Annotated in this window: 11 protein-coding genes, 1 tRNA gene and 3 pseudogenes; 8 read left to right on the top strand and 7 right to left on the bottom strand. The window is 68.7% G+C overall.

Annotation, left to right across the window (positions count from 1 at the left end; all coding sequences use genetic code 11):
- Positions 1–67 precede the first annotated feature (67 nt).
- Positions 68–955, bottom strand: coding sequence for a non-homologous end-joining DNA ligase (gene ligD / locus GT045_RS11305; RefSeq protein WP_161295428.1), 888 nt, complete (start codon positions 953–955; stop codon positions 68–70).
- Between the two features lie 53 nt (positions 956–1008).
- Between ligD and GT045_RS11300 the strand changes: the two genes are divergently transcribed.
- A complete protein-coding gene (locus GT045_RS11300; RefSeq protein ID WP_161334077.1) occupies positions 1009–2085 on the top strand; it encodes a Ku protein in 1077 nt (358 codons plus the stop codon).
- A gap of 395 nt (positions 2086–2480) precedes the next feature.
- Here the strand turns inward: GT045_RS11300 and GT045_RS11295 are convergent, their stop codons facing one another.
- Positions 2481–3791, bottom strand: a complete 1311-nt coding sequence (locus GT045_RS11295) for an MFS transporter (protein ID WP_345942611.1) — start codon at positions 3789–3791, stop codon at positions 2481–2483.
- A 419-nt stretch (positions 3792–4210) separates the two neighbouring features.
- Between GT045_RS11295 and GT045_RS11290 the strand changes: the two genes are divergently transcribed.
- Positions 4211–4564: a helix-turn-helix domain-containing protein gene (locus GT045_RS11290; protein ID WP_161291805.1), complete on the top strand. Its 354-nt coding sequence runs from the start codon at positions 4211–4213 to the stop codon at positions 4562–4564.
- 105 nt (positions 4565–4669) lie between these two features.
- Here GT045_RS11290 and GT045_RS11285 read toward each other — a convergent pair whose 3' ends face one another.
- Positions 4670–5104 (bottom strand): hypothetical protein, encoded by a 435-nt coding sequence (locus GT045_RS11285; RefSeq protein ID WP_161334076.1) that lies wholly within the window; start codon positions 5102–5104, stop codon positions 4670–4672.
- A 177-nt stretch (positions 5105–5281) separates the two neighbouring features.
- On the opposite strand from GT045_RS11285, the gene GT045_RS11280 reads away from it, so the two are divergent.
- The 3 genes from GT045_RS11280 to GT045_RS11270 all read left to right on the top strand — a co-directional run bounded on the left by GT045_RS11280 (position 5282) and on the right by GT045_RS11270 (position 10364).
- A complete protein-coding gene (locus GT045_RS11280; RefSeq protein ID WP_237538522.1) occupies positions 5282–6358 on the top strand; it encodes a zinc-dependent alcohol dehydrogenase family protein in 1077 nt (358 codons plus the stop codon).
- A 355-nt stretch (positions 6359–6713) separates the two neighbouring features.
- Entirely contained in the window at positions 6714–8774 is a 2061-nt protein-coding gene (locus GT045_RS11275) for a TerD family protein (RefSeq protein WP_161334075.1), read from the top strand.
- A 987-nt stretch (positions 8775–9761) separates the two neighbouring features.
- Entirely contained in the window at positions 9762–10364 is a 603-nt protein-coding gene (locus GT045_RS11270) for a hypothetical protein (protein ID WP_345942610.1), read from the top strand.
- 573 nt (positions 10365–10937) lie between these two features.
- Here GT045_RS11270 and GT045_RS11265 read toward each other — a convergent pair.
- Together GT045_RS11265 and GT045_RS40675 are read right to left on the bottom strand one after the other, a co-directional pair.
- Positions 10938–11864 (bottom strand): hypothetical protein, encoded by a 927-nt coding sequence (locus tag GT045_RS11265; protein ID WP_345942612.1) that lies wholly within the window; start codon positions 11862–11864, stop codon positions 10938–10940.
- A gap of 78 nt (positions 11865–11942) precedes the next feature.
- A pseudogene (locus GT045_RS40675) lies at positions 11943–12122 on the bottom strand (hypothetical protein); the annotation flags it as partial.
- Between the two features lie 15 nt (positions 12123–12137).
- Here GT045_RS40675 and GT045_RS38850 point away from each other — a divergent pair.
- Positions 12138–12693, top strand: a pseudogene (locus GT045_RS38850) (site-specific integrase); the annotation flags it as partial.
- A 107-nt stretch (positions 12694–12800) separates the two neighbouring features.
- On the top strand, positions 12801–13655 hold the full coding sequence (locus GT045_RS11260; RefSeq protein ID WP_161334073.1) for a nuclease-related domain-containing protein: 855 nt from the start codon (positions 12801–12803) through the stop codon (positions 13653–13655).
- Between the two features lie 108 nt (positions 13656–13763).
- On the opposite strand, the gene GT045_RS11255 is transcribed toward GT045_RS11260, so the two are convergent.
- Both GT045_RS11255 and GT045_RS11250 read right to left on the bottom strand, forming a co-directional pair.
- Positions 13764–14339 carry a hypothetical protein gene (locus GT045_RS11255; protein ID WP_161334072.1) on the bottom strand — a complete coding sequence of 192 codons (576 nt, stop codon included), beginning with the start codon at positions 14337–14339 and terminating at the stop codon, positions 13764–13766.
- Between the two features lie 390 nt (positions 14340–14729).
- Positions 14730–14801, bottom strand: a tRNA-Arg gene (locus GT045_RS11250).
- 117 nt (positions 14802–14918) lie between these two features.
- On the opposite strand from GT045_RS11250, the pseudogene GT045_RS11245 reads away from it, so the two are divergent.
- Positions 14919–15341, top strand: a pseudogene (locus tag GT045_RS11245) (response regulator); the annotation flags it as partial.
- Between the last annotated feature and the right edge of the window lie 173 nt (positions 15342–15514).

Below are 15514 nucleotides of genomic sequence, written 5' to 3'. Positions count from 1 at the left end.
CCGGCACCGAGGCACGCACCGGCGCCGGCACCGACGGCCTCACCAGGATCAGGGCGTCGCCCGCGCGTCACGGCAGGGGCACCGCCTGTTCCGGGTCGGTCAGCGGGGCCATGAGATCGCCGAGGTCCGCCAGCCGCCGGGCGATGTCCTCGGCCTGGAACTCCAGCTGCGCCGGGTTCCGGCAGTCGGCGACCTCCTCCCAGGTCACCGGCGTGGACACCAGCGGTGTCCGGCGGGCACGCAGGGTGTACGGGGTGGCCGTGGTCTTGCGGCCCGCGTTCTGGCTCCAGTCGACGAACACCTTCCCCGGCCGCAGGCTCTTCGTCATCCGGTGCACCACCAGCCGGGGCATCGCCCGCTCGGCCTCCACCGCCAGTGCCTTGGCGTACTCGGAGGTCCGCTCCGAGGAACTCCCGCGCACCGCCGCCAGCAGGTGCAGCCCCTTCGAGCCCGCCGTCTTCGGGTACGCCTCGATCCCGTCAGCCGCGAGCCGCTCGCGCAGCCACAGGGCGACCTCGCAGCAGTGCACCAGGTGCGCGGGCGGCCCCGGATCGAGGTCGAAGACCAGCCGGTCAGCCTCTTCCGGCGTCCCCACCAGCCACTGGTGGGTGTGGAACTCGGTGACGAGATTCGCCGCCCACACCAGACTCGGCAGGTCCTGCACCACCACCATCCGGGCCGGACTGTCCGCCGACGACCGCGGCACCTCGGCGGTCGTGACCCAGTCGGGCGTACCGGGCGGGACGTTCTTGGTGAAGAACAGCTGGCCGTCCGGGCCGTCCGGATAGCGCAGGAAGGACACCGCCCGGTCGCGCAGATGCGGCAGCAGGGCCCCGGCGGTGGTCGCGTAGTAGTGCAGCAGCTCACCCTTGGTGAAGCCGGTCTCCGGATACAGCACCTTCTCCAGGTTGCTGAGCGCGACCCGGCGCCCCTCCACCTCTGTGATAGGCGTCATAAGATGACAATCCCAGACGAACGGAAGAAATCGGGAAAGGGAGGGTGCGGCACGTGCGATCGATTTGGAACGGCGCCATCTCCTTCGGTCTCGTCAGCATCCCGATCAAGCTGGTGAACGCCACCGAGAGCCACGCGATCTCCTTCCGCCAGATCCACACCGAGGACAACGGCCGCATCCGCTACCGCAAGGTGTGCGAACTGGAGGAGCGCGAGGTCAGCCAGGCCGAGATCGGCAAGGGGTACGAGGACGCCGACGGCACGATCGTCCCGATCACCGACGAGGACCTCTCCCACCTGCCCATCCCGACCGCCCGCACCATCGACATCGTGGCCTTCGTACCGGCCGACCGGATCGACCCGCTCCAGATGGGCGCGGCGTACTACCTCGCGGCCGGCGGGGCGCCCGCGGCCAAGCCGTACACCTTGCTCCGCGAGGCTCTCAAACGCAGTAACAAGGTGGCCATCGCCAAGTACGCGCTGCGCGGCCGGGAGCGCCTCGGCATGCTCCGCGTCGTCGGCGAGGCCATCGCCATGCACGGCCTGTTGTGGCCGGACGAGGTCCGGGCCCCGGAGGGTGTGGCACCCGACACCGACGTCACCATCCGCGACAAGGAACTCGACCTCGCGGACGCCCTGATGGACACGCTCGGCGAGGTCGACCTGGACGACCTGCACGACGAGTACCGGGAGGCGCTGGAGGAGGTGATCGCGGCCAAGGCGTCCGGCGAGGCCCCGCCCGAGAGCCCGGCCCCCGCGGCCGGCGGCAAGGTGCTGGACCTGATGGCCGCGCTGGAGAACAGCGTCCGCGCGGCCCGGGAGTCGCGTACCGGCTCCGGCGAGGAGGCCGAGGTCACCCACCTGCCCCGGGGCCGGACCGCGCCGAAGGAGACGGGCGGCAAGAAGTCCACGGCCACGTCGGCGAAGAAGCAGACACCGAAGAAGACCGCGCCCGCGAGGAAGACGACGTCCAAGGCGGGAGAGCCGGCGAAGAAGACGGCGGCGGCGAAGAGCACGGCGACGGCCAAGCGCACGGCGACGACGAAGGGTACGGCGGGGGCGACGAAGAGCGCGGCGGCGACGAAGAAGGCGACACCGAAGAAGACGGCATCACGCAAACGCTCGGCATGAGGGCCGACGCCCGCCACAACTCTCCGCCCACGCCCCCAAGACCCACGGCACCACGCCCCCACGACCCACGGCACCACGCCCCCACGACCCACGGCACCACGCCCCCACGACCCACCACCTCACGGCACCACGGCCCACCACCTCACGGCACCACGGCCGGCCGCGACTTCCCGGTGACGAGGGCAACGGCTTACCCGGCGCCGGCCGGCCGGGCCCACCCCGGCGTCACGGCTTCCCTCGGCCCGCGGCGCCGTGTGGGCTCGGTCGGCTGTGGTTCCGCAGGGGCGCGGGGAACTGCGCGCCCGGCCCGGACGAACGGGCAGCCGCGACGGGCAGCCGCGATCGGTCCGCCCCGCCCCCTCGGCCGCCGCAACGGCACGATCCGCACCGCCCGGTCACTCGGCGGACTCCACCCGCCGCCCCCGCCCCCGCAGCACCAGCACACCCCCGGCCACGGCCCCGCCCGCCAGCACCGCACCGAAGATCGTCGCCCCCAGCGTGAGCCCCACCCCGTCACTCAGGTAACCCGCGGTGACCGGAAGCACCCCGGCGGGAAGGTATCCCCCCACGTTCAGCGCCGCGTTGGCCTCGGCCAGCCGCCCCGCCGGCACCGTCGAGTTCAGCAGTGACAGTCCGCCCAGCTGCCCCATGCCCTGCCCGGCCCCGGCCAGCAACGCGGCACCGCCGAGCGCCGGGACCGAGCCGGTGTGCACGGCGGCGACGAGCGCGAGCATGCCGAGGGCGGTGGCGGCGGCACCGGCGACCAGAACCGTACGCCGGCGCAGTCGTCGTACCGCGAACTGCACACCCGTCGCAGCGAGGAACATCGCGAACGCCAGCGCTCCGGAGACGATCCGGCTGCCCGTACCCAGCAGGCCGGAGAGCAGCGAGGGTCCGAGCGACAGCACGAAGGAGGTGGCGGTGATGCCGGGCGCGAAAACGGCGATGCCGAGAGCGAGCTGCCATCCGGCACCGCGGGGCACACCCGGCACCCGGACCCAGGCCCCGGACCGGCCCTCAGCTCCAGCTCCGGCCTCAGCTCCAGCTCCGGCTTCGGCTCCAGCTCCCGCCTCGGCTCCAGCTCCGGCCTCGGCCACCTCGGTTCCGCCCCCGACCCCGTTCCGGACGGGGCGCCGTACCGGCATCCGCACCACCACGGCCACGGCCGTGGCCAGCAGAACCGCCTCCACCACGAACACGGTGACCGTGGGACCGGGCAGCGTCTCGGACAGCACGCCCGCCAGCAGCGGCCCCACCCCCGCACCGAACACCATCGCGCAGGAGGCGATCAGCGCGGCGAGCCGGCGCCGGGCCGGTCCCGCCACGTCCGTCACCGCGGCCATCCCCGCCGAGACCACGGCGCCGACCGCGACGCCGGTGCACAACCGGGCGACGACCAGCGCGGCCACACCGCCGGCGGTCGCGAAGACCAGACAGGCCACGAGGGCGAGCCCCAGCGCGGGCAGCAGCACGGGCTTGCGGCCGAGCCGGTCGGAGACGACGCCGGACACCAGCAGGGAGCCGAGCAGTCCGAGGATGTAACAGGCGAAGACCACGGTCAGGGTCCCCTTGCTGAACCCCATCTCGCGCTGCCACAGCACATACAGCGGAGTGGCGGCGTTGGACAGCACGAACACCGCCGTCACGGGCCAAGCGGCGAGCCAGACCCACCGGACGGGCACGTCACGGCCCTGGGCCCCGGGCACCGTCCCCGGGCCACCCGCATGAACCGTCGCCACCGTCCCGGTCGCCGTCCCAATCGCCGTCCCTGATCCCGTGTCGGACACGGCAGTCTCCCTCCCGAGGCGCCAGTACGACTGGACTCGTACTTGTACGCATGGCGTCGAACTTAACACGTAGTACGATCACAGTCGTACAGGATGCGAAAGCCGAAGCCGCCAGCTGAGAGCCGAAGCCGACAGGCCGAAAGCCGAAAGTCGAAAGCCGGTATCCGCAGCCGAAGGTCCAGATCTGAGCGCCGAAAGCCGGGAAGAGGGAGCGACAGTTGACCGGGCAGGTAACCGAAGAGACGCGGACGACCGGGCAGGGAGTCGAAGAGACGCGGACGACCGGGCAGACCGAGGCGAGTCCCTCTGGAGGAGCCGCCGGAGGCACCCCGGCCGCGATCAAGTCGCTGCCGGCACCGTCCGGCCTGCCCGACCCGCTGCCCGAGCCGCCCGTCTCCGAACTGCGCCTGGAGACGGTGCTGGGCGCGCTCAGCGACCCGCTGCGGCTGCGGATCGTCCGCAAACTGCTGCTGGAGTCGGAGCAGTTCGACCACACCTGCGGCTGGTTCGGCCTGGACCGCCCCAAGTCCTCACTGACCCATCACTTCCGGGCGCTGCGCGAGGCGGGCATCACCCGACAGCGCCAGTACGGCCTGGAGCGCCGCAGCCACGTCCGGGTGGCCGACCTGAACGCGCGCTTCCCGGGCCTGCTGGACCTCGTGGCCGCGTGGACACCCCCGACCGGCGACTGACCCGAACACCCGCCCCAGGCCCTCCCGCCGCACCCGATGGCAACTCACCACACCACCCACCCCGGCCCTCCCACCCCGGCCTACAGCACACCCCTTCCAAGGGTTCTAGGGGATTAGGAAGCACCGCTCCAGACTCTCCACGACGGCTTCTTCCTCGATATGCCAGAAGCCCCAGTTCAGCCAGATGTTCTCGACTCCGAAAACCTCACTCGCCCTGTTTCCGGGAAAGCGATCGGGAAGGCAGGTTCCCAGATCACGCACGACTTCCATGGGAAAGGTGTGGGAGTATCTGTCGGCGTCAGGCCATGGTGCATTCCGGGCGACGCCGGCAGCGGCACTGGCCCTGACCTTCGCCCTGAGTCCGCCGTCCCGCGACGGACCGTTGGCGAACCACACAAAGACCACGTCGCCGGCCTGAACCATCTCGGCCGCCTTCTTCGCGTTGTTACTCGCCCCGGGAACACCCCAAAGGCCCTCATTCTTACAGATATCCCAGTTTGATCGATGTGTCGCCTTGATACAGGCGATAAAGGCTCGCATGGCAGGGGATGTTAGGTGTTCCGGCCGACGCGCAGGCGGGATTCGGAAATTCCGGAACGACCCGTGACGACCGGCGCGATACCAGCCCGTGCGCACACCGCACGGTCACTCGACTTCGCCCATGCCGACAAGTACGGGAAGAATGGATTCGCCGAGCGCGCCCGAAGGAGGGACCGCATGCCCACGCCACGAACCATGAGCGCGCTCGTCGCCCAGGGGACCGGCGAGCCGAGTGATGTCCTCCGGCTCGAAACCCGGCCCGTTCCCGCACCGGGACCCGGTCAGGCGCTGATCCGTGTGAAGGCGACTCCGATTCACGCAAGCGATCTCCACGTGCTCCGCGGCCGCTACGGCTTCTCCCCCGACTTCCCCGCGGTCGGAGGCAACATGGAATGCGTGGGCCGCATCGAGGCCCTGGGGCCGGACACCGGGGGACTGAGGATCGGCGAGCGAGTGGTGGTGGCCGCCGTCCCCGCGGTACCGGGGCCGGCCCTGGCCGGCACCTGGCAGGAGTACCTCGTCGCCGACAGGCACAGGATCTTGCCCGTCCCCGACAGCCTGAGCGACTCCAGCGCCTGCCAACTCGCCGTCAACCCCCTGACCGCACTGCTCCTGGTGACGCGCGAACTCGACGTACGACAGGGTGAGTGGTTGCTGCAGACGGCCGCGGGCTCCACCGTCGGCCGGCTCGTCATCCAACTGGCCAGGCACCTGGGGGTGCGCACGATCAACGTGGTGCGAAGGCGCGGGGCCGTCGAGGAGATCGAGGCGCTCGGCGGCGACGAGGTCATCTGCACCGAGGACGAGGACCTGGTGCGACGCGTGGCGGACATCGCAGGGCCGTCCGGCGTACGCAAGGCCGTCGACTGCGTCGCGGGCCCCGTGGGCGCGCAGGTGTCCAAGGCGCTGGCTCCGGGAGGGGAGGTCGTGGTCTACGGCGCGCTCTCCACCCACCGGCAGACCGACCCGGCAGCCCTGACCATCCCGCTACAGGCACGCTCGGTCATCTACGAGACCAAAACGGTCCGCGGCTTCTGGCTGAACCGCTGGTTCGGCACCACCGAACCGGCGGACGCCCTCCACGCACTGTCAGAGGTCCGCGATCTCGTCACCGGCGAAGCGCTGACCATCCCCCAGGGCCGGCCCTTCCCCCTCGACCGCTTCCCGGAAGCCATCACGCTCACCGAATCCCCCGCACACGGCGGCAAACCCCTCTTCGTCTTCGAAGACGGCCAGGCCGGGACCGACGGGTAGGACACAGCCAGGAAGTCCGGACGCCGGCCTTTCCGCAGGCCGCGGTCGCCTCACCGCCAGCAGCCCGGCAGCCCGGCCGTACGGCCTCAAGGACCCGGCCCCTGCCCCTGCCCCTGGCCCTGCCCCTGGCCCTGGCCCTGCCCCTGCCCGGCCCGCCCGGGTGGCTCGAGCGCGCAGCGCACGACGGAGACCTCAAGACCACCTCCACGGAAACTCCGTGATTTCCCCGCCACCTCCACGATCCCGCTCGGTGGGCACTACAGTCATCCGCGTGCGGCTCGTCACTCAGCGCTGCACATCAGGCAGCTGGGGCGGGGGCGCTTCTCGTGCTCAGGTTGCGTCGTCTGGGGGCAATATGCGCGAAATGGTCAAGGGTTCGAACGTCTCTCTGTCGGCCCTGAGCGAGAACGTCGGTTCGGTGATCGTCAGTCTGGGCTGGGGCAGCCCGACCGGCGAAGGGGATGCCGACGTGTCCGTCCTGCTGCTGGACGGAAACGGCAAGGTCCGCAGCGACGCCGACTTCTACTTCTACAACAACCAGGTCGCCGCCGACGGGAGCGTGCAACTCCTCGGCAAGACGCCGACGGCGGACGGCAGTGAGGACCGGATCAGCTTCGACCTGACCGCGGTCCCGCCCGGGACCGACCGCATCGTCGTGGCTGCCAGCCGGTACAAGGACGCCCGCTTCGGAGACCTGGAGGGCGTGAAACTGTCGTTGGCGGACGGCAGCGGTGACGAACTGCTCCGCTTCGCCGTCGACGACGTCGACTCGGTGAGCGCGGTCATCTTCGGTGAGTTGTACCGGCGCGGGGAGGAGTGGAAGTTCCGCGCGGTCGGTCAGGGCTACGACACGGGCCTCGCCGGTCTGGCCACGGATTTCGGCGTGAACATCGAGGACGACGCGCAGACGGACGAGGCAGACGAAGCAGACGAAGCGCAGGACCACGCCCGCCTCGGCGACCAGGCGGACACGACGGCACCCCCGTCGACCGACGCACCGGCGCCGCAAGGGACGCTGGGGGCCGTCCCCGCCCCTCGCCGGGCCGAAGCGGGGGACGAGCAGAGAAAGCCGAGCACCCGACCTCGTACGGCGAAGAAGAAGGTCACTCTGCCCAAAGCGGCCAAGAAGACGCTGGCGGAGAACGAGTCGTGGAAGGAGGCCAGGCTCTTCCCGGTCTCGGTGCTCAAGAGCGACCGGGACCGTGAGATGCGTGCGACCTCGGTGCTGCTGTCGGTGATGGCACAGGTGCCGGAGTTCGGCAGGAGACTCACGGCCGCCTTCGGAGCGCCTGCCGGCCGTATGGAGACCTTCACCGAGGTCACCCTTCCGCACGGTGACAGCCCACGGCGCCCCGACGGGGTGATCCGCGTCGAGCGGGCCGGCAAGCTGTGGACGGCGCTGGTCGAGACGAAGACCAACGGCAACGCCCTCAAGGCCGAACAGGTACAGGCGTACATGGACATCGCCGCCCGCCGTGGCTACGAAGCCGTGATCACCCTCTCGAACGACGTCGCGCTGGAGGGCAGTCCGCTCGTCGACGTGAAGATCGACGGACGGCGAAAGCACAAGGTGGCGCTTTGGCACCTCTCATGGGCGGAAGTCGCGCATCAGGCCCAGATGCTGATCCGGCACGAGGGCGTGGGCAACGCGGCCCACGCCTGGCTCCTGCAGGAACTGCTGCACTACCTGCAGCACGAGAACTCCGGCTGCCACGGCTTCCAGAACATGGGGCCGGCCTGGGTGCCGGTGCGCAACGGGATCGACGACGAGACCCTGTGCCAAGGAGACCCGCGCGCACTGGAGGTCGTGGAGAACTGGGAGCGGCTCATCCGCCAGGTCTGCCTCCGGCTCGGCGGCGAACTGGGGCAGAGAGTGCTGCCCGTTCCCCCCACCAAGCGTGGAAGCGATCCGAAGGCGCTCCGGGACCGCCTCGCCGACCGACTCTGCACCGACGGGAAGCTCCAGGCGGAGCTGCGCATCGAGGGAGCACCCGGGGTGCTGGCGATCAGCGCAGACCTGCGCACCGGCAAGCTCCGCACCTCCATCGACATCCCCGCACCTGAGCAGGGCTATCCGCTGGCGTGGGCGAAGCGGCTCGTCCGCCGCTTGGCCGAGGCGCCCGCGGATCTCCACGTCGAAACCCTCGTCGAAGGGGAGACGGGGGGCCCGCGGGGGACACTGGAACGGCTCCGCCCCGAGCCGGCGGACATGCTGCCCAGGGAGAACGGCGCCCAGATCGCGGGTTCCCGCCTGTCCCTGTTCAAGAGCATGGGAAGCGGCCGCGGCAACGCGGAGTCCGGGTTCATCCGCAGCGTCGACGACGCGGTGCACCGCTTCTACACCACGGTGGTGGTCCACCTGGACGCCACGACGCCTCGCCGAGCGCCGTCCAAGGCGGGAGCGACGACGGGCTGACACCCGACGATCACCCCACACCCCGCCCACAGCCCCCGGCACACCGCGCCTCGGACTGACTAAGCCCCCACACCCGCGAAAGCCCCCGACTCAGCGTTCCCACTGATGACGGGGCCTTCGGACACCTCACACCGACGCCCCTCGACAGAACACGGCTCTGGACGGCCCGTTGGACTTGAACGGGGTCGGTGTCTCGTCGTCCAAGCACCCGAACGTCCGGCCACAAGGAGTCCAGCGGCCTCGGGGCACAACGCCACGCTCCCGTGCACCGACGCAAACGCCAGGTGCGGCCGCATAAATATTGACCCGCGCTCTGGGCTTGCGATGCGGCGCAAGGTTGACACGAACCCGCACGAACTCGGGATGCTGGCAGGGGCCCATAAGCCGCCCTTTTCTTGCGGTGAGAACCTGGCCTGCCGAACTGCCCGGAGCCCGCTCACCGGCTTGGAACTTCGACACCTTTTGCACCGCCGAGAACGGCTGTTGGGCAGCAACGAACGCAGGGGAAGGGACGGTGCCTCGACGTACTACCACGTCTGGCAGGAACCCCGCGCTGGTCCTTCCGCCGGCCGAGGTCGCCACCCCACTCGCCGCGCGCTCTCACGACCTTCGCCATTCGGGGCTGTCGACCTGGCTCAATTCCTGGGTGGACCCGACCGAGGTTGCGGCGGCACGTGCGGGCGACAGCGTTGAGGTGCTGCTCAGCCGGTATGCCAAATGCATCGACGTTCGGCAGCAGGTAGCCCACCGCAAGACCCGGACAGCTGGTGCGCGAGTGCGAGTGAGGCCGGCGGCACGTGCCCTGAAGCCCCCGGAACGCCAGGGCCTCTATGTTGCGTAGCACGCCCGTGGCAGTGTGTGCTCGTGCCCGATCCCACTGATGATCTACCCAGAGTCCTGACCACGTGCTGGCTCCACTGGATCGCTGTACCGACCGGTGATCAAGCAGGCGTCATGGAAACGATGGGGCTTGTCCGGTCTCGTCCCGTGACGTTCACCGAAGCCGAGGAGATCATCGAGGAAGACGGCCACGGAGGGGCGGAGGGCAATCCCGACGGGAGGGCCCGGGTGTACGTCAGTCCGGAACTCGACGGGTGGACTTTGGTCATCGGCCCGTGGTGCAACCCGTGCGATGTCGAGCGCAGCGACGACGTGTTGCATCTGTGCGGGGAGCTGAGCGCCCGCTACGGCCAGGCCCAGGCGTACTACTACGGAGCCCAGGGCGATGGTTCGGCGTGGCTTGTGGCTCAGGACGGTGTCTTGCTGCGGCGCTACTGCGAGACGGGTGACGGAGAGAACGCCTACTTGACGCTGGGGGAGCCTCTGCCCATCGAACGGGCCCACCGAGAGCAACTCGGACTGGCGGCGGATTGGGACGAGGCGACGGAATCAGATGAGGACGAGGACGAGTGGAAGTGCGCCGCGTTCGAACTCGCTCCCCAGATCGCTGCGGCTCTGGGTGTCAGTCCGTTGGAGCTGACGCCGGATACGCGCGCTGTAGGTACCGGAGTCATCGCTCTCACCTCGCACGCGACAGAGGTCCAGACGGAGCCCTCAGATTTGGACACCGGGGCCGGCCTACTCACCTGACGCCCCCCTGGGCATCGGGTCGGGCCAGGCAGGTACCGGTTCGGCCGACGGTCTACGGGCTCGGCGATTCGCGGTGCCGAGCCGGGCCGATGACCCAAGGGCCTGCTCCCGAATAGTCCCCGGACTCCGGCATACGCTCGCTCCGGATCCGAGCCTGCGTACACGGCTCCGGACGCCTCCTTGCCTCACACACAACATGCTGGTCAGAGGCTTGATCGAAGCGAACCGGTCGGAGTCTGTCCATGGGCGGTCCATTCCACAGCGTCGGCGTCAAACACACAGCGCTGTCGGAGGAACATTCGGCACGGCTCGACGGCCTGTCTGTTCGCGGGGCCCGAGGGTGGGGCCGCGACTACAGCTGCGTTCCCATATCAGCAACTTCGTGGCCGTCGTCAACATCCTCCCCTGACTCGACAGGTTTGGCCTCGGGTGAAGACGGCGCTGGGGTTGGGGGAGAACGTATGGACGTAGACGACGCTCATGACCGCCCCTGGATTGTGCCTACATAGCGCTCGCCGTAACCACAAGCGAGGAGTCCCGTTACGGCCGGAGAATCCCCGACCTGCTCGGCCGCTACTCGGCGTCCTTTTCTTCCTCCATACCGTCGAGGAGTCTCCGGGCGAGGATGGCGAGCGTTTCTCCGTCCTGGGTGGCCCAGCGGGCGGTGCCCTGGTTCGCGACGGGGCGACCCTCCCATTCGGCCAGCTCCCACATCCGTGCGATGAGACCGCTGGGTGAATACGCCACGCCGTCGGCGGCCCAGACGATCGGACGTGTCCGGCTGGTGTTGGTCCACTTCGCGAGTCCTCGGCGCGGATTCGCGGCGAGCCATGCGGACAGTGCGTCCTTCTCGGGCTGCAGGTACAAGGCCAGGTGCAGGGGTGTCCCTTCCTCCAGCGCACCGCGGTCGATGATGACATGTACCGCGTTGGGCCTGCGGCGCTTGCGCGGCTTGTTCTCCTGGCGCCGGTACTTCGCGGCGGCGTCCTCGGTGTTACCGCCTTCGAGGGCTGTTAGAACCGCGGTCACGAGGTCGGCGGCCTGCTGAGGGTCGGCACACACGCGCTGGAGACTCGTTCGGGTCCCCACCTCATTGTCCAGCACCTGCACAAGTACCGGGACGATGTGCTTGACCAGCTCGGGCACCTGTTCCTTGGCCATGGCGGCCCACGCGAGCGACTGGTCCGGCTCACCCATCCCGGCGTCCTGGGCCAGCAGTTGCCGGAACACCAGATGGGTGATGAGGAAGGTGCCGTCGTCGATGACGGCCGCCGCGCGTCCCTCGTACTGTTCGCGTTCCGTACGCAGTGCCGTCCGCACCGCCCGCAGGACGTTGACGGCGTTCCAGGTCTCATACACGCTGGGTACGGAGCGGAAGAGGGGGTCGTAGATACCGCTGCCGCCCCGCTCCCACAGGACGTCGGTGGAGCCGGACGCGACGAGCCGGGCCGCGAACCGGCTGCCGGTGTGGGCGCAGGCGAGCGCACAGGCGGCTTCCACAACGGAGCAGCCCTCGTCGTCCTGTGGTTCGAGTTCACTGCGGCGCACGCTGTAGACAAGGCCGAGTTCGGCGCGGAACTCGGCCATGAGCTCCGCCTGGACGGGGTCGAGGGCAATGCGGTCGCGTTCGGTGATGTGGTTCTGCCGGTTGGTGGCCTGGGTGGTGCGGTTGGCGAACGCGGCGTCGCCACCGGTAACGATGAAACGAACGGTGACCTGGGCGAGTTCGGCGTCCTCGGCCTGCTGGGCCGCATCGATGACGGAGCGTACGGTCTGTGCAACCAGGTCGATCCGCGCGTTGTCGCCACCCCGGAGCAGGCTCGCAACCTCCTGGCGGCAGTGTGCTACGTGGGCAGCTACCGGCGTGCTCGCGGTCTGCGCCTTGTCGGGCTGTTCGCGGCTATGTACTGCGGCGGCCTCCGGCCGTCGGCTGAGGCGTTCGGTCTGGTTGACTGACCTTGCCCTCTATGGGCAGGGCTGGGGATCGGCGTTGCTCCACCGGCCCCCTCCTTCGGTCGGCAAGCAGTGGACGGACTCGGGGAGACGCACGACGACCGCGGGCTCAAGAATCGCCCGGCTGAGAACGGTCGGCGTGTGCCCATCCCGCCCCAGCTCGTCGGCCGTCGCCGCATCGCCGCTGCGAGCAGGCCGTACGACCTTCCATACTCGGAGCTGTCGCCCTGGCTCAATGCAGGAGTGGATCCCACCGAGGTTGCCGAGTGCAGGTAACAGCGTTGAGGTTCTGTTGACCCGCTACGCGAACTGCCTCGACGGACGGCAGGACGTCGCCAACCGGCGTATCGAGGACCTGCTGCGCGAATACGAGTGAGACACGCTGCACCCCACCGAGGCCCCGGGCAACTTGTCCGGGGTCTCTCTCGTCATGAGCCCTACCTGCTGCGACGCTTCGAGCCTAGAGCGGACGAGGGGGAACTCGTGGAGCTGAAGGTCACGCGCTGGAAGCGGTACGGACATGATCGCCTGTACGCGAACCTGCCTGATGGCACGGCGGTCGGCTGGGCGGATGTGGAGACGGGGGACATCACGGTCCTGGTGGCCGAGTATCGCGACGACGTGATCGCCGTGCTGACAGATCACTTACGGAACAACCCTGAATCGGTCCCGCCGAAGCAGACGCCCAGGGCGCCCGCGGCTGAGGCGCCACCGCTGCTGCCGCCTCTGACGGCGGCCGACGAAATGTCCGCCAACCGTCCCGGTGAGTCGCTGCTCGATAAATCCGGACCGGGCCTGATCAAGCGAGTCGTCTTGCAGCTCCTGCGGCGGCCCGCCGAGTGGGACTCCTGGCGGAAGGGCCTGGCGGGGGAGCAGAGGGTGGGAGCCGAGCTGTGCCGCTTGGAGCGGCACGGCTGGCGCGTCCTGCATTCCATCCCCTTGGCCGACAAGGTGGATGTGGATCACTTGCTGATCGGGCCCGGTGGCGTGTTCAGCATCAATACGAAGCACCACCGCAAGAGGGCTGTATGGGTGGGCGACGACTCTGTGAAGGTCGATCACGGAAAGCCGGCACCCTACGCACGCAGGAGCCGGGCGGAGGCCAAGCGAGTAGCCCGAGTTCTTGAGCGCTTTTGCGGCTTTTCTGTGCCGGTAGAACCAGTACTCGTCTTCGTCGGAGTGACCGATTTGAAGGTGGCCGCTACACAGCTCAGCGTGCGTGTGTATCGGGAACGTGAGGTGGCGGCGTTAGCGCCGCTTTCAGGGGTGCTGACGGCCGAGCGGGTTGAGCAGGTGTACGGCGTCGCCCGCCATCGTCAGGCTTGGATGGGGGCCTGAGTCTGTGTGCTCAATCGAGGCCCGGCCGAGGCCGGGCCTCGCGCGGATAGCGGGACGAGCCAACTCGACGGAGCGGTCTACTCAATCGAAACGGGCACATTCTTCTTGCTAGTGATCGAGGGAAACCCAGATGTCGAAGGCGCGCTGGGCTTCCTCTAGCAACTGCGCGAGCTTTGGGAACTCGTCATCGATCATTTCCCAGTCGCAGATCAAGCAGCCGTCAATGAGGGCCGTCCAAGCGGTGGCAAAGTGTTTGAGGCACTGCCGGATGTGCTCTTGGTAAGCAAGTACGTGACGGGTTTGGCGCTGGTGGCGTTTAGCCTCAATCTCGTCCTGGTTGAGAGGCATGCGCCGCACGAACGGCGATGGGATGGGTTCGGGGCCGTAATCTGGATTAAGAACTCCCGTACCGCGATGGTGCAGCTCTGTTGTCTGAAGGATCAAGCTCTCGAAGTCGCTCCGCTTGGCGGTAGTCACTTCTCGGGCGAATGCCTGCATGATCCAGGCCCAGTCGGCTGCGTATCGTGGCTCGGGGCCGTGCCAGGAGGTAGTGCGCGCATGGAGGGCGCGGACCTCATCACCAGTCCGGCGCAACCGGGAGTGCATGAACTCCCAGTTCTTGTACAAGCTATCGACGCTCTCGCGGCTGTCCTCGTCTTCGTCGTGCTCGTGATCAATGCTCACGTCTACCCCCTCGTCAGTTGCGAGTCGACGGCTGGAAGCGTACTGGTGGTGTCGTACGACTACCGGGGTCCCCCAGCCTTCAGCGGCAGAGCCGGCTGGAATTGTGATTCGTACCGCTAGTAGCGCCGCCCTGGGGGTGGAGCGAGACCAGTCCGTCATGCCGATGACCCAAGAAGCCGAGGGTGGCAGGCCAGTGCTGTTCTTCTGGGACAGAGTCGCGATCACCCCAGAAGGGCGAGAGACCTGCGGCGATGCCCCAAGATCCCGTCCACGCCTCGTCCACAGACCCCGTCATACGCCCGCTCCGGGCCGCACACGCCTGCACATACGCGAAGACCCCGGCCTCAGCGTTTCCGCTGGTGACGGGGTCTTTGGGCACCTCATGCTGGGTGCCCCCGGCAGGATTCGAACCTGCGCACACGGCTCCGGAGGCCGTTGCTCTATCCCCTGAGCTACGGGGGCGTGTCGCTTGTTGAGCTTGTTGCTCGCGGCGACGGGTAGAACATTAGCAGGTCCGCGGGGGTGATCAGGAACCCGTTTCCGTGGGAGCGGTCGGCGGGTCCCCTGTACGGGGTGGAAGTGGGGAAAACCCGGACGCGGTGGCCGGTCCGGACCTACTCTCGAGTTGTGCCAGGCGCTTCGGGCCGGGTGCTTGTTGTGGACGACAACAAGGTCATCCGGCAACTGATCAGGGTCAACCTCGAGCTTGAAGGGCTGGAGGTCGTGACCGCGGCCGATGGTGCCGAGTGTCTGGACGTGGTGCACCAAGTGCGCCCCGATGTCGTGACGCTCGACGTCGTCATGCCCCGGCTGGACGGGTTGCGTACCGCCGCCCGGCTCCGGGCCGATCCCCGTACGCATCACCTGCCCCTCGCCATCATCAGCGCGTGTACGCAGGTGGAGGTCGAGACCGGCTTGGACGTCGGTGTCGACGCCTTCCTCGCCAAGCCGTTCGAACCCTCCGAGCTCGTACAGCTCGTGAGGCACCTCATCGAGCGGAAGACCGGGCGTGAGGGCGGCGAAGGAGATGGCGCAGGGGGAGAGGGCCGTGGGGGCGATCGGGGTGGGGGTGGTGACGGGGAGGTCGACGGGGGCGAGGACTCTCCCCTTCATGGATGCCAGCCCGGGCGGGCAGCCTCTTCCGGCCAGCACGGCCAGCACGGCCAGCACGGCCA

It is taken from the genome of Streptomyces sp. SID486 (assembly GCF_009865385.1).
GTDB lineage: Bacteria > Actinomycetota > Actinomycetes > Streptomycetales > Streptomycetaceae > Streptomyces.
Note: the sequence above shows the minus strand (reverse complement) of the source record. Positions and strands in the feature narration are given on the sequence as shown.